Raw genomic sequence first — 23,607 nt, forward strand, 5'->3', positions numbered from 1 at the left:
CGCCGCCGGGGTCGCGACCGGCCGTCGGGTCCGGCGAGCGGGTCGCCGGGGCCGGGGGGTCAGGGCGGGGGAGCGGCTACCGTCCCCCCGGGGGTGATCTCGGGCGGGATGAGTTCGCGCCGTCCTCCCGGGAGCGGCGGGCTGCCGCGCGCGGCCTCGGCGGCCAGCCGGGTCACGGCGGCCGACATCCGCTCGACGGGCAGCTCGACCCGGGTCACGTCCAGTCCCGCGAGGTCCTCGGGGAAGCTGCCGATGGCCACCAGGGAGACGTCCCCGGGCACGTCGGTGCCGCGCGCTGCGAGGTGGCGCAGGACCCCGGGCACGGCGGCGGGGTGCTGGAGGGCGAGCGCGGTGGGCGGGCGGTCCCCGTCGAGGAGCGCGTCCAGCCGCCGGTACAGCTCGGCGGGGTCCTTCGCCGAGGGCAGGACGCGCACGGGGACGCCGAGTTCGGCGGCGGCGCGTTCGGCCCCGCGCAGACCGCGCACGGAGTAGCTGCGGCCCGAGGCGATGTCCTCCTCCACAGTCGACACGAAGCACAGGTCGCGGTGCCCGGTCCCGTGCAGCAGGCACAGCGAGGCGACCGCGGCCTCCTCCCAGTCGAGGTCGGCCCAGGGCGCGGCGTCCTCGTCGGAGGGGCGGCCGAGGACCACCACGGGGAACCCCAGCGCGTCCATCGCGCCGATGCGGGGGTCCTCCATCTCCACGCCCATGATCACCGCGACGTCGGCGAGCCTGCTGCGCGCGGCGCGCTCCAGCCCGTACGCCCCGGCGTCGTCGTCGCGCACGGTCAGGAGCAGCAGGTCGTAGCCCAGCTCCCCGGCGGCGCGGCTCAGCCCGTACATGAACCGCCCGCCGACCGGCAGGTAGCCGGGCGAGGCCAGCGGCAGGGCCAGCGCGATCACGCGGGTGCGGGCGCTGCGCAGGGAGCGCGCACCCGCGTTGGGGTGGTAGCCCAGTTCGTCGATGGCCGTCCGCACCGCGGACCGGGTCCGTTCGGAGACGCGGCGGGAGCCGCTGAGCACGTAGGACACCGTGCTCGGGGCCACGCCCGCCGCCGCGGCGACGTCCTTGATGGTCACCATCGCGGCCTCCCTCCCCCGCACACCTTTGTCGAAGCGCTTCGACAGCCCGCCGCGCGGATCCGTCGAATCGATTCGATGAACGGGCACCATGGTAGGAACCACACCCCCGTGTGACAACCCCCTCATCGGAGGATCCTCGCGGAGTCCGGGGCCGGGCCGCCTCGCCCCGGACCGCCGTGCGCCGAACCGGCGGCGCCCCCGTTTGCCGCGCGCCCGTGCGGTCAGGAGCGGGGGAAGGCGGACGAGGGGAGAACGCCATGGGACGCGGAGTCGCGCGCAAGCTGATCGACGCGCACCTGGTCGAGGGGGAGATGGCGCCCGGGGAGGTCATCGGGCTCTCCGTCGACCAGACCCTCACCCAGGACGCCACCGGCACCCTGGTCATGCAGGAGCTGGAGGCCCTCGGACTGGACCGCACCCGGGCCCGGGTCAGCGTGCAGTACGTGGACCACAACCTGCTCCAGACCGACGAGAAGAACGCGGAGGACCACGCGTTCCTGCACTCGGCGGCGCGCCGGTACGGTCTGTGGTACTCCAAGCCCGGCAACGGCGTCTCCCACCCCACGCACATGCAGCGCTTCGGGGTGCCCGGCGCGACGATGGTCGGCTCGGACTCCCACACCTGCGCCGCCGGATCGCTGGGCATGCTGGCGGTCGGCGTCGGCGGCCTGGAGGTGGCCATGGCCATCGCCGGGCGCCCGCTGCGCGTCCGGGCGCCGCTGATCTGGGGCGTGCGCCTGACCGGGGAGCTGCCCCCGTGGACCTCGGTCAAGGACGTCATCCTGGAGATGCTGCGGCGGCACGGGGTCAAGGGCGGGCTCAACCGGATCATCGAGTACCACGGTCCCGGAGTCGCCGCGCTCACCGCCATGGACCGCCACGTCATCGCGAACATGGGCGCCGAGCTGGGCGCCACCACCACGGTCTTCCCCTCCGACGGCGCGGTGCGCGACTTCCTGCGCGCCGAGGGCCGTGAGGACGACTTCACCGAGCTGCTGCCCGACGACGACGCCGACTACGACGTGACCGACGAGATCGACCTGTCCGGGGTGGAGCCGCTCATCGCCCGGCCCTCCTCGCCCGGCGACGTCGTCCCGGTCCGCGAGGTGGCGGGCACCGACGTCAGCCAGGTCGTCATCGGCTCCTCCGCCAACCCGGGACTGCGCGACTACGCGGTCGCCGCCGCCATGGTCAGGGGCCGCCAGACCGACAGCGCGGTCAGCTTCGACGTCAACCCGTCCTCACGCCAGATCCTCTCCGACCTGACCCGCACGGGAGCGACCCTCGACCTCATCCAGGCCGGGGCCCGCATCCACCAGGCCGGATGCCTGGGCTGCATCGGCATGGGCCAGGCGCCCGCCGTCGGCCGCAACTCGCTGCGCACCTTCCCGCGCAACTTCCCCGGCCGCTCGGGCACGGTGGAGGACGCGGTGTGGCTGTGCTCCCCGGAGACGGCCGCCGCCTCCGCGCTCACCGGAGTCATCACCGACCCACGCGACCTGGCGAGGGAGCTGGGCCTGGACCATCCCGACCTGCGTCCGCCGGAGCGGGCGGCGGTCAACACCGCGATGCTGGTCCCGCCGCTGCCGCCGGAGGAGGCCGCGCGGGTCGAACTCGTCAAGGGGCCCAACATCTCCGCGCTGCCGGACTTCCCGCCCCTGCCCGACCGGATCGAGGCGCCGGTGCTGCTCAAGGTCGGCGACGACGTCTCCACCGACGAGATCTCCCCGGCGGGCGCCCGCGCGCTGCCCTTCCGCTCGAACGTGCCCCGGCTCGCCGAGTTCACCTTCACCCGTATCGACGAGGACTACCCCCGCCGGGCGAGGGAGGCGGGCCGCGAGAGGGGCCACATCGTGGTCGGAGGGGAGAACTACGGGCAGGGCTCCTCCCGCGAGCACGCGGCGATCACCCCCCGCTACCTGGGCCTGCGGGCGGTGATCGCCAAGTCCTTCGCCCGCATCCACTGGCAGAACCTCGCCAACTTCGGTGTGCTGGCCCTGCGGTTCACCGAACCCGGCGACTACGACCGCGTCGGCTCCGGCGACGTCCTCGTCCTGGACGGCCTGGAGGAGGCCCTGACCTCCGGCTCGGAGCTGACCGCGCGCAACACGACGAGGGACGAGGAGTACCGGCTGGACCACCAGCTCTCCCCGGCGCAGGCCGAGGCGGTGCTGGCGGGCGGCCGGATCCCGCTGCTGGCCCGGGAGCTGGACTGACCTGCCCGCCGCCCGGGCCCGACGCCGGGACTCCCCTCAGGAGGCGGTGTCGGAGGAGCGCTGCCTCTCCGGCTCGGCGGCGCTCGGCGCGGTCGGCTCCGCGCTCTCCTCCGGGGCCGCGGGGGCGGCGCGGCGCTCGACGAGGTGGGCGCGCAGCGACCAGACCACGGCGCCGATCCACGCCGCCCACACGAGCACGTAGACGGCCGTCTGGGCCGCCGGGGGAAGGGTCAGCCACTCGGTGCCGAGCAGCGTCCGGGTGTTGGTCAGCACGATCAGCCCGCCGACCAGCGAACCGAGGATGCGGGGCGGGATGTAGCGCACGATCCAGGCGGCGATCGGCGCCGCGATGATGCCGCTGATCAGCAGCGCGAGCACCCAGCCGACGTTGATCCCGGCCGCGCCCAGACCGACGAGGAAGCCGAGGCTGGCGGCGAGGGCGACGATGAACTCGCTGGTGTCGATGGTGCCGACGACCTTGCGCGGCTCCATGCGCCCGCTGGCCAGCAGGGCGGGGGTGCCGACCGGGCCCCAGCCGCCGCCTCCGGTGGCGTCGACGAACCCGCCCACCAGGCCGAGCGGGGTCAGGAAGCGCCTGCGCAGGGGCTTGTCCAGGTTCCGGGTCGGCGTGCCCCACGCGGTGAAGCGGATGAGGATGTAGAGGCCGAGCGCGAGCAGGATGCCGGACATGATCGGCGCGGCGGCCTCGGTGGACAGCCAGCTCAGGAAGGTCGCCCCGGCGAACGAGCCGATCGCGCCGGGCAGGGCGATGCGCCGGACGACCTTCCAGTCGACGTTGCCCAGCTTCCAGTGCGAGACGCCCGAGGCCAGCGTGGTGCCGATCTCGGCGAGGTGGACCGTGGCCGAGGCCGCGGCCGGGTTGGTGCCGAAGAGCAGGAGCAGGGTGGTGGAGGTGACGCCGTAGGCCATGCCGAGACTGCCGTCGACGAGCTGGGCGAAGAATCCCGCGATGGCGAGGAGGACGAGAGTGCGCATGTGGGCCTTCCGGTGGGGAGGGATACGCGGGGCGGTGGAGGTCGGCGCGGTGTCCGGCTCCGGACGGAGGGCTCGGATCGGTCCGCCGCGGGCGCCGGATCGGGCGCCGTGCTGGCGATGGAGGTAAATCTACCATGTTGGTAGGAATAGTGGCCAAGTAGATCGCCGGGTGTTTCCGAGGATTTTTCGGCGCCCGCCCGGGGCGGCTCCCGGATCCCGCGCGGCTCCAGGGGTGGCCGCAGAGGGTGTCCGGTGGCGTGCGCCACGAAACCATATTATTCCTACCAACTTAGTTGACTTTAGGGTTCGGCCGGTCCTACCTTCGTGTCACTCGCCGCGAACGGCCCGCGACCGGACGCGTGAGGTGACCGCCGCGCCTTCCCGCCCCGTGAGGAGCCCTGCCGTGACCACCACCACGGACCTGTCCCTTCGCCCCGTCGCCGGACGCATCGGCGCCGAGATCTCCGGCGTGCGCCTGGGCCCCGACCTGGACGGGGCCACCGTCGCCTCGATCCGGGCGGCCCTGCTCGCCCACAAGGTGGTCTTCTTCCGCGACCAGCGGCACCTGACCGACGAGACCCAGGCGGGCTTCGCCGCCCTGCTCGGCCCGCTCACCACCCCGCACCCCACCACGGGCGCGGCCTTCGGCGGCGACCACCACGTCCTGCCGATCGACTCCGAGCGGGGCAAGGCCAACAGCTGGCACACCGACGTCACCTTCGTCGACCGCCCGCCGCAGGCCAGCGTCCTGCGCGCCGTCCACCTGCCCCCGCGGGGCGGCGACACCGTCTGGGCCAACACGGCCACGGCCTACCAGGACCTGCCCCAGCCGCTCAAGGACCTCGCCGACGGCCTGCGCGCGGTCCACACCAACGACTACGACTACGCGGCGGTCGCCCCCGAACGCGAGCCCACCGGCGACCTCAGGAAGTACCGGGAGGCCTTCGTCTCCACCCTCTTCAAGACCGAGCACCCCGTGGTGCGCGTCCACCCCGAGACGGGCGAACGGGTCCTGTTCCTCGGCCACTTCGCCCAGCACTTCACCGGCCTGAGCAGCAAGGACTTCCACCACCTGTTCGACCTGCTCCAGCAGCGCGTCACCCGGGCCGAGAACACCGTCCGGTGGAGCTGGCGCGAGGGGGACGTGGCCGTGTGGGACAACCGCGCCACCCAGCACTACGCCGTGGCCGACTACGGGGACGAGCCCCGGCGCCTGCACCGCATCACCGTCGGCGGCGACCTCCCCAGGGGCGTGGACGGCCGCCCCAGCCGCTCCCTGACCGGCGACTCCAGCGGCTACACCCCCGCGGTCTGACCCGCGGCCCCGAACCTCCTTCTGCCCGCGGCGGGCCGGCGAGCCCGGCCCGCCGCCCTCCGGAGCCAACACATGCACACCCGACGCGACATCCTGCGCCACACCGCGGCCGCCGGGGCCGCCCTCCCCCTGCTCTCCGCCTGCGGACCCCCGGGGAGCGGCGCGGCCGGAGCCTCCCCCGTGATCCGCTACCAGGGCTGGACCGGAGACGTCCTCCTGCCCGAACTCGCCGAGGACCTGGGCTACCTGGACGGCATCGGGCTGGAGTGGATCGGCGACACCACCAGCGGCCCCCAGGACATCCAGGCCGCGGCCACCGGCAGCACCGACGTGGGCGGCGCCTTCAACGGGGCGATCGCCAAGCTGGCCGCCGCCGGGGCGCCCGTCACCGCCGTCCTGGCCTACTACGGGGCGGACGAGGAGACCCACAACGGCTACTACGTCCTGGAGGACAGCGACATCACCGGGGCCCGCGACCTCGTCGGCAAGCGGGTCTCCATGAACACCCTGGGCGCCCACCACGAGTTCGTGGTCCGCGAGTGGCTGGCCAGGGAGGGACTGACCAACGAGGAGATCGCCCGGGTGGAGCTGACGGTGGTCCCGCCGGTCAACGCCGAGCAGACCCTGCGCAACGGGCAGGTGGAGGTCGCCACGCTCGGCGACCTGCTGCGCGAGGTCGCCCTGGAGCGCGGCGGCATCCGGCCCCTGTTCACCGACCACGGCCTGTACGGCGCCTTCAGCTACGGCTCCCTCGTGCTGCGCGACGACTTCATCGAGGCACACGAGGACACCGTCCAGGCCTTCGTCGGCGGGGCCGCCCGCGCGATCCGGTGGACGCAGACCACCCCGCGCGAGGAGGTGGTGGACCGCTACACCGACATCATCGGGCGGCGCGGCCGCAACGAGAGCGCCGAGGCCGTCCGGTACTGGCGCAGCACCGGCGTCGCCGGACCCGGCGGCGTCATCGCCCCGGACGAGTTCCGGACCTGGATCGACTGGCTGGTCCGCAACGGCGAACTCGACGAGGGGGCGGTCGAGGCCGAGGAGCTGTTCACCAACGACTACAACCCCTACGCCAACGGGACCTACCCCGAGGGCTCCGGCCCCGACGGCCGACCCCTCGCGGAGGGCGGTGCTCCCGGGGACGGCGCCTCCGGGGGAGCGGACGACACACGGCGCGCGGCCGGGGACGGGGGGAACCGATGAGCACCGCCACAGCACCCGTCAAGCTCCGCCTGAACGGGGTGCGGCAGACCTTCACCGCACGCGGCCGGTCCGCCACCCTGACCGCGATCGACGACGTCACCCTGGACATCGCCTCGGGCGAGTTCCTCACCCTGGTCGGGCCCAGCGGCTGCGGCAAGTCCACCCTGCTCGACCTGGTCGGCGGGCTCACCCGGCCCGCCTCCGGCGAGATCCTGCTCAACGGCGCCCCGGTCAGGGGACCGGGCCTGGACCGGGGCCTGGTCTTCCAGCAGTACGCGCTGCTGCCCTGGCGCACCGCGCAGGGCAACGTCGAGTTCGGGCTGGAGGCCAAGGGCCTGCCCCGACGCACCCGGGCCGACCGCGCGCGCGAGTACCTGTCGCTGGTCGGCCTGGAGGGGTTCGAGGACCGCTACCCCCACGAGCTGTCCGGCGGTATGAAGCAGCGCGTGGCCATCGCCCGGAGCCTGGCCTTCGACCCCGAGGTCCTGCTCATGGACGAGCCGTTCGCGGCCCTGGACGCCCAGACGCGCGAGTCCCTCCAGGAGGAGCTGCTGTCCGTGTGGGAGCGCACCGGCAAGACGGTCCTGTTCATCACGCACGGCATCGACGAGGCGGTCTACCTGGGACAGCGGGTCGCGGTGATGACCTCGCGCCCGGGCCGGATCAAGAGCGTCATCGACATCGACCTCGACCGGAGCGCGGGCGGCGACCTGCGCTCGGACCCCGCGTTCGCGCACTACCGGCACCGGGTGTGGCGGGAACTCCACGACGAGGTGGCCCAGGCCCGGCGGACCGAGCGCGCGCTCACCGGGAGGGGAACCGACCATGGCTGACACGCTGACCCGCTCGGCGGGCACCGCCCCCTCCGACGCCTCCTCCCCGGCGGCGCCGGGCCCGGGCGGACCTCCCCCCGCGCTCACGGCCGCGCTCCGGCTGGCCTGGCTCTGGTTCAAGCGCTCGGCCGTCATCGCGGCCTTCCTCCTGCTGTGGGAGGTGGCGCCGAGGATCGGCCTCCTCGACCGGGTGTTCCTGCCCCCGCTGACCGAGGTCCTGGCCGCGACGCGGGACCTGGCCCTGAGCGGACAGCTGTGGAACCACGTGTCCGCCAGCCTCGCCCGCGCCCTGAGCGGCTTCCTCGTCGCCGTGGCCGCCGCCGTGCCGCTGGGCGTCCTCATCGCCTGGTACCGGCCGGTGTCGGACTTCCTCACGCCGATCCTGGAGCTGTTCCGCAACACCGCGGCCCTGGCCCTGCTGCCGGTGTTCGTGCTCGTCCTGGGGATCGGCGAGGCCTCCAAGGTCTCCCTGGTGGTCTACGCGTGCGCCTTCCCGGTCCTGCTCAACACCATCACCGGGGTCCGGACCGTCGACCCCCTGCTCGTCAAGTCGGCGGCCTCCCTGGGGTTCGGGCCGCTCGCGCTGTTCCGCAAGGTGGTGCTGCCCGCCTCGGTCCCGTCGATCTTCACCGGCGTGCGCATGGCCGGGGCCTCCTCGATCCTCGTGCTCATCGCCGCGGAGATGGTCGGCTCCCAGTCGGGCCTGGGCTACCTCGTCAACGCCGCCCAGCTCAACTTCCTCATCCACGACATGTACGCGGGAATCCTGGCCATCGCCGTGGTGGGGGTGGCCCTCAACGGCGTCCTCGTCGCGCTCGAACGGCGCTTCTCCCGCTGGCGCACGACCGAGCGGTGACCGCGTGCCCCGGAGGCGGTGACCGGAACCGCCGACCGCTGGCCGACGACCGATGACCCACGACAGCGAAGGACCACGCAGATGACCGACGGACGACGGCTCCACCTCAACGCCTTCCTCATGGGGGTGGGGCACCACGAGGCGGCCTGGCGGCACCCGCGCACGCGGCAGGACGGGGTGCTGGACGTGGCGCACTTCCAGAACCTGGCGCGCGTCGCCGAACGCGGACGGCTGGACTCGGTGTTCTTCGCCGACGGCCTGGCCGTGGGCCACCGGGTCGAGCGCAACACCCTCGCCGTCTTCGAGCCCATCACCCTGCTCAGCGCGATGGCCGCGGTGACCGAGCGGGTGGGGCTGATCGCCACCGCCTCCACCGGCTACTACCCGCCCTACCTGCTGGCCAGGGCCTTCGCCTCGCTGGACCACATCAGCGGCGGACGCGCCGGATGGAACATCGTCACCTCCGGCCGCGAGGACGAGGCGGCCAACTTCGGACTGGACCAGGTGCCCGAGCACGCCGACCGCTACGCGCGTGCGGCGGAGTTCACCGACGTCGTCGTCAAGCTGTGGGACAGCTGGGAGGACGGCGCCCTGCGACTCGACGCCGAGGAGGGGGTGTTCGCCGACCCCGACCGCGTCCACGCCATCGACCACGAGGGCGAGCGGTTCCGGGTGCGCGGGCCGCTGAACTCCCCCCGCCCGCCGCAGGGCCGTCCGGTGCTGGTGCAGGCGGGGTCCTCCGAGGACGGCAGGGAGTTCGCCGCGCGCTACGCCGAGGCGGTGTTCACCGCGCAGCAGACCCTCCGGGAGGGGGTGGACTTCTACCGCGACCTCAAGGGGCGGTTGGCGCGTTTCGGACGCGCCCCGCAGGAGTTGAAGGTCCTGCCCGGGATCGTGCCGTTCATCGCGCCGACGGAGGCCGCGGCCAAGGAGCTGGAGGCGGAGTTCACCGGGCTCATCTCCCCGGACTACGCCCTGCGCCAGCTCTCCCAGATGCTGGGGGTGGACCTGACGGGGCACCCGCTGGACGCCCCCCTGCCCCCGCTGCCCGGCGAGGACGGCATCCGCGGCAACAAGAGCCGGTACACCCTGGTCGCGGACCTGGCGGCGCGTGAGTCGCTGACCGTGGGGGAGCTGATCGGGCGCCTGGGCGGCGGGCGCGGCCACCGGACCTTCGCGGGCACGCCCGAGCAGGTGGCGGACGAGATCCAGGGCTGGTTCGAGGCCGGGGCCGCCGACGGGTTCAACGTCATGCCGCCCCACCTCCCCGGCGGCCTGGAGGACTTCGTCGACCAGGTGGTGCCGATCCTCCGGGAGCGCGGCCTCTTCCGGGAGGAGTACGAGGGGACGACCCTGCGCGACCACTACGGTCTGCCCCGTCCTCCCAGCCAGTACGCCGAAGCCGTGCCGGTACCGGAGGTCTCCGGCGCGGTCTGAGGCGGCCGCGGACGGGACCGCGGCGTCGGCGCCCTTGGCGGCCCCTGCCGCCGCGGTTATTCCATACTTTTTCGGTTGGCAAAGTGGATTGAAGGGAAGGACCCTCGACACGGGGCGGTGGAATCGCGGAGCCGCCGCCCCGGGGCCGACCTCCGGCCGCCGCTCCGACGACCGCCGGAGCGGCGACCGCGCGGTCGGCCCGCGGATCCGGGGCAGGGGAGGGCCGCTGCGCGCGGAGCGCCGAGGCCCCGCCCCGGATCCGCCTCCCCGGCCCCGGCCCCGTCCTCCGCCCCGGATGTGTCGTCCCGCCCCGGGAGGCCATGCGCCTCCCCGGGCCCGTTCGCCTCCCGGACCTGTGCGCCCCCACGGGTCCCGACCGCCGTACGGCCACCGCCCGGCCGCCTCACGGCCACCGGCCGTGAGGCGGCCCCGCCCCGTGGCGCACGCCGCCTGAACGCCGCGTTCCCAGTACCGAGGGAGAGTCCGATGAGCACCGCGCAGAGCGCTTCCCCGCCCCACCCCGCCTCCGAGGCCGCCCGGTTCCGCGCGACGCTGCGGCACCACCCGGCGGGGGTCGTCGTCATCACGGCCGGTGTCGACGGCCGCCCCGTCGGACTGACGGCCACCTCGTTCACCAGCGTGAGCCTCGATCCGCCGCTGGTGGCCTTCTACGTCGCCGAGACCTCCTCGACGTGGACGACGCTGCACCTGGCCGGGGCGTTCGCCGTACACCTCCTGGCCGAGGACCAGACGGACCTGGCGGCGAGGTTCGCCCGCAGCGGCGCGGACCGCTTCGCCCCGCCGACGTCGTGGCGCCCGGGTCCCGAGGAGGTCCCCCTGCTCGACGGGGTGTCCGCCAGCCTGGTGTGCAGGAGGTTCGATACCCGGCTGATCGGCGACCACTGGCTGGTCGTCGGCGAGGTGACGCACACCCTGGTCCTGGACGACCTCCGTCCGCCGCTGCTGTACCACCGCGGCGCCTTCGGCGGTTTCGTCCCTCTGCACGGCCCGAACCCCGCCTGACCAGGGCGACTCCGACGGCCGCCCAGGACCCGGCGGTGACGCGTCGTACCCCCGCGGGGGTACGGCGCTCAGTCGTGCGCGGCGGACGATTGACATGACGTCATATTTGACGCCATAATGACGTCATGGATTTGATGCCGTATGTCGATGAACTCCGACGCCAGCTCCAGGTGGCCGCCGAGGCCGGGAACGAGGACGCCCGGGTCATCGCCGAACGTCTCAGTGCAGCTCTGGAACCCGCTGCGCGGCTGACTCTGCTGGACGCGCTCTCCGCCGCCGCAGACGAGATCACGCGCGAACTCGCGCCCGGGTCGGTCGAGGTCCGGCTGCGCGGACGGCGGGCTGACTTCATCGTGACGTCACCCGACTTCGAAGACGTCGAAGACGACGGTCTCATGACGCCACAGGCGCACCAGGATGACGTCAGACAGGCCGACCGGGCCCTCACGGAGCAGCTCCGGGCCGACGCCGAGGACGGGGGCACGTCGCGGATCACCCTGCGCCTGCCCGACCGCCTCAAGCCGCACGTCGAGGAGGCGGCCCGCGGGGAGGGGCTGTCGGTCAACGCCTGGCTGGTGCGCGCGGTGACCGCGTCCCTCGACAGCGGCAGGCGCCGACCCGACACCCGGGCACGCCAGATCGGCCGCGGTTACACCGGCTGGGTCCGCTGACCGGACCCGGCCGCCCGACTCCACCACGTCTCCCACCGGCGGAGACGACCACCAACGCCACGTCAGGGAGACAGCCATGCCAACTTTCGACACCCCCGGACCCGTCACCGCCGACATCACCCTGGTCGCCGGAACCCTCCAGATCAACGCCGGAGGCCGCACCGAGACCACCGTCGAGGTCCACCCGCGCGACGCCGCCAAGGAGAGCGACGTGCGGGCCGCCGAACAGGTCGAGGTCGAGTACGCCGGAGGCCGCCTCCAGGTGAGGGACCCCCAGCCCTCGGGCCTGGGCCGCGTGATCGGGCGCAAGGGCATGGTCGACATCACCGTCGAACTGCCCGCGGGCTCGCGCGTCCACGTCAGCGGCGGCTTCGGCAGCGCCCGCTGCGAGGGGGTCCTGGGCGCGTCCGAGATCACCTTCTCCAACGGCAACATCGCCGTGGACCGCGTCACCGGCAACGCCGAGCTCACCACGGGACACGGCTGGGTCCGCGCGGGGGAGATCGACGGCTCCGCCGTGGTCAAGTCCACGGGCGGGGCCCTCACCCTCGGCACGGTGACCGGTGATCTGCGGGCCAACTCCGCGCACGGTGACATCACCGCCGACCGCGCCCTGGCCTCCGTCACCGCGCGCACCCACCACGGCAGCATCCGGCTCGGCCAGGTGGTCCGGGGCGGCATCGACATCGGGACCGCCTTCGGGGAACTGGAGATCGGCGTCCGCGAGGGCACCGCCGCCTGGTTGGACGCGGTGTCCAAGAAGGGCGTCGTGCGCAGTTCCCTGGAGGCCGCCGACGGCCCCGGCCCCGCCGAGGAGACCGTCGAGATCCGCGCCCGCAGCGTCCACGGCGACGTCATCGTCCACCGGTCCTGAACAGACGGAAGAAGAGACCGAACATGAACCAGCGCACCCCCCGCTCGGCCGTCGCGGTCACCGGACTGCGCCGGACACACACCACCGCCAGACGAGGAACGGCCATGAGCGACCCCCTCCACACCGTCACGGCGCTGCCCGAGGCGCGTCGGCCCGGCTGCCCCTTCGATCCGCCCGAGGAACTGCTCCGGGCGCGCGAGCACGGCCCCATCAGCCGCTACGCCTTCCCCGACGGCCACCAGGGCTGGCTGGTCACCGGATACGACCTGGTCCGGTCGGTCCTGGCCGACCCGCGCTTCAGCTCCCGCAAGGAGCTCATGCGCCACCACCCGCTGATCGACTACGGCGACATCGAGGTCCCTCCGGCGCCGCCCGGCGAGTTCCTCCTCATGGACGAGCCGCAGCACGGGCGCTACAGGAAACCGCTGGTGGGCAGGTTCACCGCGCGGCGGATGCGGCTGCTCACCGAGCGCGTCGAGGAGATCACGGCCGAGCACCTGGACGCCATGGAGGCGGCCGGGCCGACGGCGGACCTGGTGACCGCGTTCGCCAAGCCCGTCCCCACCATGGTGATCTGTGAGCTGCTGGGGGTGCCGTACGAGGACCGGCGCTCCTTCCAGGAGAACATCGACAAGTTCATGAGCGGGGAGACGAGCGACGAGGACCTGACAGCGGCCTACACCGCGACCCAGCGCTACCTCGCGGAACTGGTGGCCGCCAAGCGCGCGAACCCCACCGACGACGTGCTCAGCGACCTCACCGACAGCGACCTGACCGACGAGGAGCTGAAGGGGATCAGCCTGGTCCTGCTGGCGGCCGGGTTCGACACCACAGCGAACACCCTGGCGCTGGGCGCCTTCGCACTGCTGCGCGATCCGGCGCAGCTGGCCGCGCTGCGGGACGAACCCGCGCTCGCCGACCGTGCCGTGGAGGAGCTGCTGCGGTACCTGAGCGTGGCCAAGACGTTCATGAGGACGGCGCTGGAGGACGTCGAGCTGGGCGGCCGGACCGTCGAGGCCGGTACGACGGTCATCGTGTCGCTCAACACCGCCAACCGCGATCCCGAGCGCTTCACCGATCCCCACGTCCTCGACGTCGGCAGGCGCGAGGGCGGGCACCTGGCCTTCGGCCACGGCATCCACCAGTGCCTGGGGCAGCAGCTGGCCCGCGTCGAGATGCGGGTCGCGCTGCCCGCGCTGTTCGACCGCTTCCCCACGCTGCGCCTGGCCGTGCCGGCCGAGGAGGTCGAGGCCGGACTGCGTCCGGAGACCGCGGACCTGCACGGGCTGAAGAGCCTCCCGGTCACCTGGGACGTGTCTACGGTGACGGCGTGAGGTGACCGTGCGGGCGGGGGAGCGTGACCGTCACGGTCAGCCCCCCGCCCGCGCGCGGTCGCAGGTCCAGCGCGCCGCCGTGGACCTCGACCACCCGCGCGACCAGGGCCAGGCCCAGCCCGTGGCCCGGGTCGGCCCCGAACCTGCCCTGCCCGCGCAGGAAGGGTTCGTGCAGTCGGGCCACCGTCTCGGGCGTGTGGTGCGGACCGGTGTTGTCGACCCGCAGGACGGTCCCGGCGCCGGGGGCGTGACCGGTGCTGACCGAAGCCGTCCCGTCCCGCCCCGCGTTGTGGCGCAACGCGTTCTGCACCAGGTTCTGCGTGAGCTGGGTGAGCAGTGCGGGGTCGCCGAGCGTCGGCGCCGGAGCCGACGCGAGGTACAGCCGCACCCCGCGGCGCTCGGCCTCCGCCGAGTTCTCGGCCACGACGTCGCGGACGATGTCGGCCAGGTCGACCGGCACGGAGACGGCGGTCACGGCGTTCGCGTCGGCCAGCCGCAGGAGGGCCTCGGTGAGCTCGACCGCCCGGGCGTTGGTGACGCTGAGCCGTTCGACCAGGTGCGGGACGTCCTGCCCCTCCGGGTCGCGGCGGGCCACGTCCAGGAGGGTGGCCGTCACGGCCAGCGGGGTCCGCAGTTCGTGGGAGGCGTTGGCGGCGAAGCGCTCCTGGGTCTCGAACGCGTTCTCCAGGCGGTCGAGCATGTGGTCGAAGGCGTCGGCGAGCTGTCGGAACTCGTCGTTGCGCTCGTGCAGCCGGATGCGGTGCTCCAGCCGCCCCGAGGCGGCGATGCGCACAGCCTCGTTGATCCGGTGCAGGGGGCGCAGCACCCATCCGGCGAGGAACCACCCGCCGACGAGTCCGATCACGGCCAACACCGCCAGGACGACCCCGGAGACCATGACGACGGCGTCGAGGATCTGCCCGCGGGTGGGGACGACCGGGCCGCCGGAGTCGCGCGGGTTGGCCGCGGTGAGCGGGTAGTCGGGGACGTAGCGCAGGACCACGTAGACCCCGGCCAGCACCGCCAGGCCCGCCGCCACGAGGAAACCGGCGTAGCTCAGGGTCAGGCGCAGGCGTGCGCTGCCCCTCCTCCCGGACGGGGCGGGGACGCGGGCGTTCACCGCTCCTCCCCGGGGGCCGCGAGGCGGTACCCGGCTCCGGGGACGGTGACGATGGGGTCCGGCCTGCCCAGGGTCCTGCGCAGCTGCGACATCGTCACCCGGGGCGCGCTGGTGAACGGGTCGGCGTTCTCGTCCCAGACCTTCTCCAGCAGCGTCTCGGAGCTGACCACGCCCCCTCCCGCCCTGATGAGCAGCTCCAGGACGGCGAACTGTTTGCGGGGCAGCCTCAGACGGCGCCCGTCCCGTTCGGCCTCCCTGCGGTACGGGTCCAGGCGCAGTCCGCCCCATTCCAGGACCGGCGGAACGGACGACGAGGGCCTCCGGGCGAGTGCGCGCAGGCGCACGACCAGTTCCTCCAGAGCGAAGGGCTTGGTGAGGTAGTCGTCGGCGCCCAGGGCGAATCCGCCCACCTTGTCCCGTAGCCGGGTCGCGGCGGTGAGCATCAGAACCCTGGTCCCGGGATGGTCGCGCACCACCGCCGCGCACACGTCGTCACCGTGGACCCCCGGGATGTCCCGGTCGAGGACGATCGCGTCGTAGTCGTTGACCGCGGCGCGCTCCAGCGCCTGGTCGCCGTCGAGGGCGATGTCGGCGGCGATGGCCTCCTGGCGCAGCCCCGCCTGGAGCGCCTCGGCCATGAAGACCTCGTCCTCGACGATCAGCACACGCATGGTGCCCCCTCCCGCTCCGATCGCTGCCGCGTCCCGGCACGCCCCGCCGACGGCGCCGGCGTCCGCGCGACCCGGCTCCGTGGCCGTTCAGCATAGGCGGGGGCCTGTTGCGAAAACGTTGGGCGCCGGGCACGAGGACCACACATCCGCGCAACAACCGCCCTCCTACGGTCGGGCGCATGCGAAGTCGTACTCTCCTGTCCGCTCTCGTCCTCGCGGTGACCGCGACCGTGGTCACCGCGGTCCCGGCGCACGCCATCGTGGGCGGGAACCCTTCAACACAGTCGTATGAGTTCATGGGCTCGTTCCAGCCTGACTACCCCGCGCCGCCGCGCCCGGACGGCCACGGGTGCGGGGTCGTCGTCCTGGCTCCCCAGTGGGTGCTGACCGCCAGCCACTGCGCGGGCAAGAACCCGACCAACGCGCGGACGGGCGTTCCGCGGGGCTGGAGCGTCCGCGTCGGGTCGCCGGACTCCGACTCCGGAGGCGAGGTGGCCGAGGTCGACCACTACTACCGGCTGGCCACGAGCGGGGACGAAGGGGGTTTCTGGGGCAGGGACCTCGCACTGATGCACCTGGAGCGCCCCGTCGAGGCCCAACCGTTGCCCATCGCCTCGGCCTCGCCACCGCCCGGGACACCGGTGCGGATCATGGGCTGGGGCATGACGTGCGACGACGCCGGGAACCCCGACTGCTTCCCGACACGGTTGCGGGAGGCCGACACCGTGGTGCAGCCGCCCTCGGCGTGCCTCGGCCAGGCGGTCGAGGGCGAGTTGTGCGTCGGCAGCCGGGACGGGAGCGTGGCCGCGGCCAACATGGACTCGGGCGGTCCCGCGCTGGTCCGCGAGGACGGCGCGTGGGCGCTGTCCGGGGTGGTCAGCGGTCCCAGCGGGGAGGGGGCGCCCACGCTGTTCACCGACGCCACCCGGCACACCGGGTGGATCGACGGCGTCGTCTCCGGCACCGACGTGCCCCCGGACGACGAGATCCCGGACGTGGAGGGCATGGTGGACCTCCAGGGCTGCGTGGGCTCGGTGGTGCGCACCCCGGCCTCGGAGCCGGACGCGCCGGCGCTGATGCTGACCAACGGCCACTGCGTACGGGAGGACTGGCCGGCGCCGGGGGAGGCCCTCGTGGACCGGCCCGCCGACCTGGAGGTGCCCGTGGCCGACCCCCGGGGCTATCCCCGGGTCACCGCCCGGGCCGAGCGCCTGGTGTACGCGACGATGACCGGAACCGACGTCGCGCTCTACCGCCTGGACCGGACCTACGAGCAGTTGGCCTCCCAGGGGGCGAAGACCTTCGAACTCGGCACCACCCCCGTGCGCCCCGGCGACGAGGTGACCATGGTCTCTCCCGGCACCCGCTCGGACTGCTCCGTCGAGGCCGTGCCCGCGCACCTGCGCGAGGGCGGCTACCAACAGGACGACCCGATCCGCTACGCCTCCGGTGAGGGATGCCTCCCCTACCCCGGCATGTCCGGCTCGGTGCTGTTGGCCCCCGACGGTTCCACCGTCGTGGGCGTCCACAACACCCACAACAGGGACGGCGAGGAGTGCACCGACGACAACCCCTGCGAGGTGGACGCGGACGGGAACGTGACCTTCGAGCGGGGACGCGGTTACGGCCAGCAGGTCCACACGGTCCCGGCCTGCCTGACCGACCGTTCGGAGCTGGACCTGTCACGCCGGGGCTGCTCCCTCACCGGCGCCGGGTCGGCCTGACCGTTCCGACCGGCCCGCCCGACGCTTTCGGGGCCGCGACGGGGAGCCCGTGCGCGGCCCCGGCGCGGCCCACCGCGTCCTCGTGGTTCACGACGCCGGGCTGTCGCCCCCGGACGCCGCCAACGACGTGATGAAGCGCTCGGCCGCGGCGTCGACCTCGGCGGAGGGGGCCAGCAGCCTCTGCAGCAACAGCCCTCGCAGGCACGAGGTCGCGATGATGCTCCGCTGCCTCGCGTCCGCCGCCGTGTGTCCGTCGCGAAGGGCGGCCGCTTCGAGGAGGGACGCCAGGTCGTCGATGTCGGCGACGAACTCATGGAAGACGTCGTGCTCGTACACCGCGAGTCCGACCAGGTGGAAGAAGGCGCGGATCCGGTCCTCGTGCGCGTCGTTCGCGTAGAAGCTCCACACGGCCCTGCACAGGGCGGCGAACCCGAGTTCGCCGCCGGTCGCGGCGATGACGAGGTTGTCGCGGCGGCGCGCCTCCAGCAGCACGGCGCGCAGGAGTCCCGGCCGCGACCCGAAGTGGTAGGTCAGCAGCGTGTGGTGTACGCCGAGCCGCTCCGCCACCTGGCGCATCGACAGGTTCGGGCTGGGGCCGCTCCCGCCGTACTCCTCGAACAGCGCCTGCAGGAGGCGCTCCCTGCCTTCCCCGACCGGTGCCCTCACACTGCCTCCCTTGACGAATTCACCACTGTTGAGTACGTTACCGCACAGCGAATTCACCACTGTTGAGGATGGTGGGTCGCAGTCCCGGAGAGGAGGCCCCGTGGCCGATGCCTGGTTCGCCGGCGGCATCGTCGCGGACGGATCGGGCGCCGACCCGACCGCGGTCGACGTGGGTGTGCGGGACCGCCTCGCCGGGTCCGTCAGCGCATGGCCTCGGCGTTGGAGGCCTCCCGTGCGGCGGGCCCGCGGATCGGCCTGGGTTCGGACCTCATCGGGCCGAACCAGCGGCGCCGGGGCGAGGAGCTGCGGCTGCGCGCCGAGCTGGAGTCACCCATGCGGGCGCTCGTGTCGGCCACCGGCGTCAACGCCGACATCCTCGGCCTGGGCGGGACGGTCGGGACGATCCGGGTGGGGATGCGGGCCGACATGGTCGTCTGGCGGCGGAACCCGCTCCAGGACGCGGCGGTGTTCGCCGATCCGGACACGGCCGTCCTCGTCGTGAAGGACGGCCGCATCATGAAGGGAGAAGCCCGATGAGCGGGATACTGCACGGCTGCCTGCCGGACACGGAGTACCTGGAGACCACCGCGCGGTCGGGGCGCCGCTACGGCGTCTGGGTGACCACACCCCCCGGTTACGCGGACTCCGCGGACCACCTGCCGCTGATCTACGTGTTGGACGGCAACTGGACGGTCGGCCTCACCGCGCCCCTCATCGTCACCCAGGCGGACCCCTACCTGACGATCGCCCCCTACATCCAGGTCAGCGTCGGGTACGCCGGTGAGGAGGCCGCGGGCTGGGCGCACATCCGCAACCGCGACCTCGTGCCGCCGGGCGAACCCGTCGGTGACGACATGCTGGCCACCCTCGCGGCGGCCCGCGAGTCGGGTGCGATGACCCGGGAGCAGGTCGACGCCTACCTCGCGGAGCTGCGGGAAACCCGGGCCGACGCCTTCCTCGACTTCCTGACCGGCGAACTCCACCCCCACCTGCGGTCGAAGCTGCGTGTCAGCGAGTCCGGGCACGGCCTCTTCGGCTACTCCTACGGAGGCCTCTTCGCCCTCTACGCGTGGCTGCGCGGGACAGGACCCTTCGCGAGCGTCGGTGCGGGCAGCCCCGGTGTGGCCAGTGCGGACAGCCGGATCCTCACCCTCGTCGAAGCCCTGCCGGAACCCGGCGAGGACGCGGCCGCTCCACGGCTGCACATCACGCTGAACGAAGCCGAGCTGCTGGGGGACATTCCGTTCTACCGCGGGATGGCCCGTAACGTCCTGACGACGGTGGAACAGTTGCACGCCAAGGGGCGGTCGGAGCGGATCTCGCACGTGTTGTTGCGGGAGACGCACGTCACCGGGCTACAGGCGTCGTTCCTGAGCTACCTGAAGGCGTGCCACACGCGCTAGCCGACGCTGCTCCCCGCCGACCGTGCGGCGGGAGCGCGTCACCGTCCCCTCGCCCCGCCCCGTCCGTCCTGGGAGGCGACACAGGACCCGCGTCCGCCTCCGCCGCGAACGGCCCATGGCGGGCGGGACGCGGGGCGGGCGACCCGACCATCGTTCGGGCCGTTCCGCGCACAATGGTCCACCGCGCCCGGCGGCGGTGTTGTGCGTGGGACGGGTGACGACCGCGCCACGCGCTTCCGGGCGTGCGGACCCACGCCGCCGAGCAGGTGGCGTCCCCCTTCGGACGATCCACTCCGGTCGCACCCCCGTCGCGGCCCGGGCATGAAAAAAAGGCCCTGCGAGCAGGGCCTTTCGTTTGTGTCCGAGGGGGGACTTGAACCCCCACAGCCTTAACGGCCACTAGCACCTCAAGCTAGCGCGTCTACCTATTCCGCCACCCGGACCGGGTGTGCTCGGCGCTCCCGCGCCGGACACGTCAACCATAGCAAAGGTCGAACACCGCGCGAACCATGTTTTCCGCCGGTGGAAGACATGGCAGGGTCGGTGGAACAGTAGGGCGACAAGGTGCGGCTGGACGGGAGCGTCAGATGGCGGAGCCAGGCAGGGAACTGAGCGCGGCCGAGGTCGAGGTGGTCGACCTGTGCCGGGAGCTCATCGAGTTCGACACCTCCAACTACGGCGACCACTCGGGACCCGGGGAGCGCAAGGCGGCCGAGTACGTGGCGGCCAAGCTCGACGAGGTCGGCGTCGAGTCGAGGATCTACGAGAAGCACCCGGGGCGCAGCAACGTCGTGGCCCGGATCACGGGGGAGGACTCCAGTCGTCCCCCGCTGCTCATCCACGGCCACCTCGACGTCGTTCCGGCGGCCCCGGAGGACTGGACCCACCACCCCTTCGCGGGCGAGGTCGCCGACGACTGCGTGTGGGGCCGCGGCGCGGTCGACATGAAGGACATGAACGCGATGGTCCTGGCGATGCTGCGCCAGCGCCTGCGCGAGGGCCGCCGTCCCCCGCGCGACATCGTGCTGGCCTTCCTCGCCGACGAGGAGGCCGGGGGCACCTGGGGCGCCCAGTACCTGGTCGACGAGCACCCCGACCTGTTCGCCGACTGCGACTCGGCGATCAGCGAGGTCGGCGGCTTCTCGTTCACGGTCAAGGAGAACCGGCGCCTCTACCTCATCGAGACCGCCGAGAAGGGCATCGCCTGGATGAAGCTGACCGCGCGCGGCACCGCCGGGCACGGTTCGATGGTCAACACCGACAACGCCGTCACCGAACTGGCGGCGGCCGTCGCCCGCCTGGGCGAGCACCGGTTCCCCGTCCAGCTCACACCGACCGTGCGGACCTTCCTGGAGGAGATCTGCGAGGAGTTCGGCATCCCCTTCGACGAAGGGGACGTGGACGCCACGGTCGCCCGCCTGGGCCCCATCGCGCGCATGATCGGCGCTACCCTGCGCAACACCCTCAACCCCACGGTCCTGGGCGGCGGCTACAAGGCCAACGTCATCCCGGGCGAGGCCACCGCCCAGGTGGACGGCCGCTTCCTGCCGGGCACCGAGGACGCGTACTTCGCCGAGATCGACCGGCTGCTGGGCCCCAAGGTCAGCCGCGAGTTCATCCACCACCTGCCCGCCGTGGAGACCTCCTTCGACGGCGGCCTGGTCAGCGCCATGTCGGAGTCGCTGCTGGCCGAGGACCCCGGCGCCAAGGCCGTCCCCTACTGCCTCTCCGGGGGGACGGACGCCAAGAGCTTCTCGCGGCTCGGGGTGCGCAACTACGGTTTCGCCCCCCTCCAGCTGCCCCCCGAGCTGGACTTCGCGGGCATGTTCCACGGGGTGGACGAGCGCGTCCCGATCGAGGGCCTCCGGTTCGGGGTCCGCGTCCTGGACCGTTTCGTCGGGTTGAGCTGACCCCGGGCGCTTTGCGCCGTCCCCTCAGCCGAACCGCGCCGAGAACTTTTTCGGCGCGGTTCGTAATCCGGCCTCCCGTCACCGAACGTGATGTTAGTGTTGCTGTGAGTTCGACGGTGCACGGCTCCCCGCCCGCCTTCGCGGGCGCGGAACGGCACCGGCGTGTGACCGTGGCGGGACCACCGCACGGGACCGTCCAGTAGCAGCGAAACGGGGGGCATCCATGGTGCTCGCGGGCAAGGAGTGGCTGGTCTCCAGTCGCGCTGCCCGCATGGCCCTGAGCCCCGCCCGGCTGCTGCTCCTGTCCGGCATCGTCGCCGTCGCATGGCTGGCCGGGGGGATCGGTGTCGCCCACGGCGAGACCGCCCCCGAGTCCGGTGGCCTGGTCGACCGCGTGCTGGAGGTCGGCGACGGGACCGGACGCACCGGACAGGCCGCCGCGGAGGAGATCCGCAGCGCCCGCCTCTCCGACGCCACGGCCCGCGCCGCGTCGGCCACGGAGTCGCTCGCCGACACCGTGGTGCCCCAGACGGCCGCTCTTCCCGCCGAGACCCTGCACGGGACCGGCGTGACAGCGGCCCTGGAGCGGACCAGGACCGGATCCGCCGCCAACAGGGCGGTCGAGGACACCACCCGGACCGTCGACGAGACCGCGCGCGGCGCGGGCGACCTCGTCGGGGGCATCGCCCGCAGGGGCCACGACATGGTGGAGTCCACCGACCGCTCGCTGCGCGACGGCAGCCTGGTGGGCACGGTCTCCGAGGGGCTCGCCGAGTCCACCCGGGCCGTGCAGGACCGGATCGGCGGCTCCGCGGGCACCGCGACGCCGCTCGGCCTGCCCGTCCTCGGCGGCGCCGACGAACTCTCCCCGACCGCACCCGCGCCCAAGCGCTCCGCGTCCGACGAGGACGAGGGCTCCGGCGCGGAACGCGACGGGGACCGCACCGGCGGGGTGACGGCCGTCCACGCTCCCGTGGACCCGTCCGTCTGGCACCGGGTCGCCGACGAGGGCGCCGACCGGGCGCCGGGCGACGACGGCCCCGGTGAGCGCATCCGCCTCATCGCGGGCGGCGGGTACCACCAGGCCGGAGCGGACGCCACCGGCGCCGCGTCTCCGTCCTTCCCCGCGCCCGGCGCCGCCGGGTTCCTGACGGCCCGGGCCGACCACCTGGCTCCCCGGGCCCAGCGGGTCGCCCTTCCCGGTGACCCCACCCTGGTTGTCCGCGACGCCGCGGACGACCCCTCCTTCGCTCCCGACTAGCCGCGTCCTCCACGACCGCGGCCGGTCCGTGCGCTCCTCTGCGCGCAGCCGCCTCGCCGAATCCGGCGGGCGTGCCTTCTCCCCGGCTTCCCCGGAGCACGAAGCTCTCCGTCCGCGGTCCACGAGCAGCTGGCCGATCTTTCTCGTTGACCAAAGGACACGCGATGACCTACCACACGCACGCCCGTATCGCCGCACTGGTGGCCGCGGGATTCTTCACCGCCGCCGGCGCCGGAGTGGCCTACGCCGACACCACGGCCACGACCAGCGGAAACGGCTCCATCCTCGGCGGCAACCAGATCGTGGCCGACCTGGACGCCCCCGTCAACGTCTGCGGTAACTCGATCGCCGTCCTCGGCCTCGCGGGCGCCCAGTGCACCGACAGCGGGGCCGTGGTGGAGGACGACAGCTCCACCTGGACGCCCGAGAAGCCCGAGGAGCCCGAGACCCCCGACGAGTCCGAGAAGCCGGAGACCCCGGAGAAGCCCGAGAACCCCGAGAAGCCGGAGAAGCCCGGCTACGGGGGGGAGCCCGGTGACGGCGGCCACGACGGCGGCGGTCACGACGGCGGTGGCCACGACGGCGGTCACGACGACGGCTACGGCGATGGTGACCACGGCGGCGGCGGTGGCGGTGGCGGCCACCACGGCGGCGGCGGTGGCGGTGGCGGCCACCACGGCGGCGGCGGTGGCGGCGACCACGGCGGCGGCAACGGCGGCGGTGGCGGCGGCACGCCCGAGCAGCCCGTCTCCCCGCCCGCCACGGACGAGGAGCCCCCGGCGCCCGCCCCGGAACTCGCCCGGACCGGCACCGACGGCAGCGCCCTGAGCGGTCTGTTCGCCAGCGCCGCCGCCGCGATCGCCGCGGGCGCCGGACTGCTCCTGTTCGGCAGGCGCCGCGCCCGCGCCTGACCCCGGCCTCCCGGGCCGTTCGCGGCCCGGGGGCTGACGCGAGTCCCGTAGCACCGGCCAAGGCCATGTGCGCGGGGTTCACGTCAGCCGCCGCCCTC

21 protein-coding genes and 1 tRNA gene are annotated in these 23,607 nt (G+C 73.4%); 16 read left to right on the plus strand and 6 right to left on the minus strand.

The features are described from left to right. Positions 1-59 precede the first annotated feature (59 nt). A complete protein-coding gene (locus UIS43_RS20270) occupies positions 60-1,082 on the minus strand; it encodes a LacI family DNA-binding transcriptional regulator (RefSeq protein ID WP_370011301.1) in 1,023 nt (340 codons plus the stop codon). Positions 1,083-1,339: 257 nt separating this feature from the next. Between UIS43_RS20270 and UIS43_RS20275 the strand changes: the two genes are divergently transcribed. Further along, complete coding sequence (locus tag UIS43_RS20275) at positions 1,340-3,298, plus strand: aconitate hydratase (RefSeq protein ID WP_370011303.1); 1,959 nt, start codon at positions 1,340-1,342, stop codon at positions 3,296-3,298. A 36-nt stretch (positions 3,299-3,334) separates the two neighbouring features. Here UIS43_RS20275 and UIS43_RS20280 read toward each other — a convergent pair whose 3' ends face one another. Continuing rightward, positions 3,335-4,294: a sulfite exporter TauE/SafE family protein gene (locus UIS43_RS20280; protein WP_370011305.1), complete on the minus strand. Its 960-nt coding sequence runs from the start codon at positions 4,292-4,294 to the stop codon at positions 3,335-3,337. 403 nt (positions 4,295-4,697) lie between these two features. On the opposite strand from UIS43_RS20280, the gene UIS43_RS20285 reads away from it, so the two are divergent. The 9 genes from UIS43_RS20285 (at position 4,698) to UIS43_RS20325 (ending at position 13,843) form a co-directional block, all read left to right on the plus strand. Continuing rightward, positions 4,698-5,609, plus strand: coding sequence for a TauD/TfdA family dioxygenase (locus tag UIS43_RS20285; protein ID WP_019609400.1), 912 nt, complete (start codon positions 4,698-4,700; stop codon positions 5,607-5,609). Between the two features lie 72 nt (positions 5,610-5,681). Further along, positions 5,682-6,815: an ABC transporter substrate-binding protein gene (locus UIS43_RS20290; RefSeq protein ID WP_370011308.1), complete on the plus strand. Its 1,134-nt coding sequence runs from the start codon at positions 5,682-5,684 to the stop codon at positions 6,813-6,815. Continuing rightward, positions 6,812-7,648, plus strand: a complete 837-nt coding sequence (locus UIS43_RS20295; protein ID WP_013155926.1) for an ABC transporter ATP-binding protein — start codon at positions 6,812-6,814, stop codon at positions 7,646-7,648. Before UIS43_RS20290 ends, UIS43_RS20295 begins: the two co-directional genes overlap by 4 nt. Further along, positions 7,641-8,504, plus strand: coding sequence for an ABC transporter permease (locus UIS43_RS20300; RefSeq protein WP_370011311.1), 864 nt, complete (start codon positions 7,641-7,643; stop codon positions 8,502-8,504). Before UIS43_RS20295 ends, UIS43_RS20300 begins: the two co-directional genes overlap by 8 nt. 81 nt (positions 8,505-8,585) lie before the next feature. Then, entirely contained in the window at positions 8,586-9,941 is a 1,356-nt protein-coding gene (locus UIS43_RS20305) for an LLM class flavin-dependent oxidoreductase (protein ID WP_013155928.1), read from the plus strand. Positions 9,942-10,427: 486 nt separating this feature from the next. Continuing rightward, positions 10,428-10,964, plus strand: a complete 537-nt coding sequence (locus UIS43_RS20310) for a flavin reductase family protein (protein ID WP_117198414.1) — start codon at positions 10,428-10,430, stop codon at positions 10,962-10,964. A gap of 125 nt (positions 10,965-11,089) precedes the next feature. After that, positions 11,090-11,635 (plus strand): histidine kinase, encoded by a 546-nt coding sequence (locus tag UIS43_RS20315; RefSeq protein ID WP_358416303.1) that lies wholly within the window; start codon positions 11,090-11,092, stop codon positions 11,633-11,635. A 76-nt stretch (positions 11,636-11,711) separates the two neighbouring features. After that, a complete protein-coding gene (locus tag UIS43_RS20320; protein WP_013155931.1) occupies positions 11,712-12,509 on the plus strand; it encodes a DUF4097 family beta strand repeat-containing protein in 798 nt (265 codons plus the stop codon). A 104-nt stretch (positions 12,510-12,613) separates the two neighbouring features. Continuing rightward, a complete protein-coding gene (locus tag UIS43_RS20325; RefSeq protein WP_041553487.1) occupies positions 12,614-13,843 on the plus strand; it encodes a cytochrome P450 in 1,230 nt (409 codons plus the stop codon). Here UIS43_RS20325 and UIS43_RS20330 read toward each other — a convergent pair. Next, positions 13,827-14,963: a HAMP domain-containing sensor histidine kinase gene (locus UIS43_RS20330; RefSeq protein WP_013155933.1), complete on the minus strand. Its 1,137-nt coding sequence runs from the start codon at positions 14,961-14,963 to the stop codon at positions 13,827-13,829. The two genes, UIS43_RS20325 and UIS43_RS20330, sit on opposite strands and share 17 nt — an antisense overlap. Further along, entirely contained in the window at positions 14,960-15,634 is a 675-nt protein-coding gene (locus UIS43_RS20335; RefSeq protein WP_013155934.1) for a response regulator transcription factor, read from the minus strand. The genes UIS43_RS20330 and UIS43_RS20335 overlap by 4 nt, the downstream gene beginning before the upstream one ends. Before the next feature lie 179 nt (positions 15,635-15,813). Between UIS43_RS20335 and UIS43_RS20340 the strand changes: the two genes are divergently transcribed. Then, positions 15,814-17,358, plus strand: a complete 1,545-nt coding sequence (locus tag UIS43_RS20340; protein ID WP_370011317.1) for a trypsin-like serine protease — start codon at positions 15,814-15,816, stop codon at positions 17,356-17,358. Positions 17,359-17,445: 87 nt separating this feature from the next. Here the strand turns inward: UIS43_RS20340 and UIS43_RS20345 are convergent, their stop codons facing one another. Next, positions 17,446-18,024, minus strand: coding sequence for a TetR/AcrR family transcriptional regulator (locus UIS43_RS20345; RefSeq protein ID WP_071621133.1), 579 nt, complete (start codon positions 18,022-18,024; stop codon positions 17,446-17,448). 207 nt (positions 18,025-18,231) lie between these two features. On the opposite strand from UIS43_RS20345, the gene UIS43_RS20350 reads away from it, so the two are divergent. Further along, entirely contained in the window at positions 18,232-18,561 is a 330-nt protein-coding gene (locus UIS43_RS20350) for an amidohydrolase family protein (protein ID WP_041553380.1), read from the plus strand. Then, complete coding sequence (locus UIS43_RS20355) at positions 18,558-19,427, plus strand: alpha/beta hydrolase (protein WP_013155937.1); 870 nt, start codon at positions 18,558-18,560, stop codon at positions 19,425-19,427. Before UIS43_RS20350 ends, UIS43_RS20355 begins: the two co-directional genes overlap by 4 nt. Before the next feature lie 358 nt (positions 19,428-19,785). Here UIS43_RS20355 and UIS43_RS20360 read toward each other — a convergent pair. After that, positions 19,786-19,870: transfer RNA gene (locus UIS43_RS20360), tRNA-Leu, on the minus strand. A gap of 144 nt (positions 19,871-20,014) precedes the next feature. Here UIS43_RS20360 and UIS43_RS20365 point away from each other — a divergent pair. The 3 genes from UIS43_RS20365 to UIS43_RS20375 all read left to right on the plus strand — a co-directional run bounded on the left by UIS43_RS20365 (position 20,015) and on the right by UIS43_RS20375 (position 23,509). Continuing rightward, positions 20,015-21,337, plus strand: coding sequence for a M20/M25/M40 family metallo-hydrolase (locus tag UIS43_RS20365; RefSeq protein WP_013155938.1), 1,323 nt, complete (start codon positions 20,015-20,017; stop codon positions 21,335-21,337). A gap of 223 nt (positions 21,338-21,560) precedes the next feature. Then, positions 21,561-22,598: a hypothetical protein gene (locus UIS43_RS20370; RefSeq protein WP_370011322.1), complete on the plus strand. Its 1,038-nt coding sequence runs from the start codon at positions 21,561-21,563 to the stop codon at positions 22,596-22,598. A 164-nt stretch (positions 22,599-22,762) separates the two neighbouring features. Beyond that, entirely contained in the window at positions 22,763-23,509 is a 747-nt protein-coding gene (locus UIS43_RS20375) for a chaplin family protein (RefSeq protein ID WP_370011324.1), read from the plus strand. The last annotated feature ends 98 nt before the right edge of the window (positions 23,510-23,607 follow it).

This window comes from Nocardiopsis sp. LDBS0036 (assembly GCF_041228755.1).
GTDB lineage: Bacteria > Actinomycetota > Actinomycetes > Streptosporangiales > Streptosporangiaceae > Nocardiopsis > Nocardiopsis dassonvillei.

Coding starts and splice junctions, on each gene's coding strand:
- UIS43_RS20315 (WP_358416303.1), top strand. CDS start 11,090: ATGGATTTGATGCCGTATGTCGATGAACTCCGACGCCAGCTCCAGGTG.
- UIS43_RS20365 (WP_013155938.1), top strand. CDS start 20,015: ATGGCGGAGCCAGGCAGGGAACTGAGCGCGGCCGAGGTCGAGGTGGTC.
- UIS43_RS20355 (WP_013155937.1), top strand. CDS start 18,558: ATGAGCGGGATACTGCACGGCTGCCTGCCGGACACGGAGTACCTGGAG.
- UIS43_RS20340 (WP_370011317.1), top strand. CDS start 15,814: ATGCGAAGTCGTACTCTCCTGTCCGCTCTCGTCCTCGCGGTGACCGCG.
- UIS43_RS20310 (WP_117198414.1), top strand. CDS start 10,428: ATGAGCACCGCGCAGAGCGCTTCCCCGCCCCACCCCGCCTCCGAGGCC.
- UIS43_RS20370 (WP_370011322.1), top strand. CDS start 21,561: ATGGTGCTCGCGGGCAAGGAGTGGCTGGTCTCCAGTCGCGCTGCCCGC.
- UIS43_RS20275 (WP_370011303.1), top strand. CDS start 1,340: ATGGGACGCGGAGTCGCGCGCAAGCTGATCGACGCGCACCTGGTCGAG.
- UIS43_RS20335 (WP_013155934.1), bottom strand. CDS start 15,634: ATGCGTGTGCTGATCGTCGAGGACGAGGTCTTCATGGCCGAGGCGCTC.
- UIS43_RS20270 (WP_370011301.1), bottom strand. CDS start 1,082: ATGGTGACCATCAAGGACGTCGCCGCGGCGGCGGGCGTGGCCCCGAGC.
- UIS43_RS20305 (WP_013155928.1), top strand. CDS start 8,586: ATGACCGACGGACGACGGCTCCACCTCAACGCCTTCCTCATGGGGGTG.
- UIS43_RS20350 (WP_041553380.1), top strand. CDS start 18,232: ATGGCCTCGGCGTTGGAGGCCTCCCGTGCGGCGGGCCCGCGGATCGGC.
- UIS43_RS20320 (WP_013155931.1), top strand. CDS start 11,712: ATGCCAACTTTCGACACCCCCGGACCCGTCACCGCCGACATCACCCTG.
- UIS43_RS20295 (WP_013155926.1), top strand. CDS start 6,812: ATGAGCACCGCCACAGCACCCGTCAAGCTCCGCCTGAACGGGGTGCGG.
- UIS43_RS20290 (WP_370011308.1), top strand. CDS start 5,682: ATGCACACCCGACGCGACATCCTGCGCCACACCGCGGCCGCCGGGGCC.
- UIS43_RS20280 (WP_370011305.1), bottom strand. CDS start 4,294: ATGCGCACTCTCGTCCTCCTCGCCATCGCGGGATTCTTCGCCCAGCTC.
- UIS43_RS20300 (WP_370011311.1), top strand. CDS start 7,641: ATGGCTGACACGCTGACCCGCTCGGCGGGCACCGCCCCCTCCGACGCC.
- UIS43_RS20375 (WP_370011324.1), top strand. CDS start 22,763: ATGACCTACCACACGCACGCCCGTATCGCCGCACTGGTGGCCGCGGGA.
- UIS43_RS20325 (WP_041553487.1), top strand. CDS start 12,614: ATGAGCGACCCCCTCCACACCGTCACGGCGCTGCCCGAGGCGCGTCGG.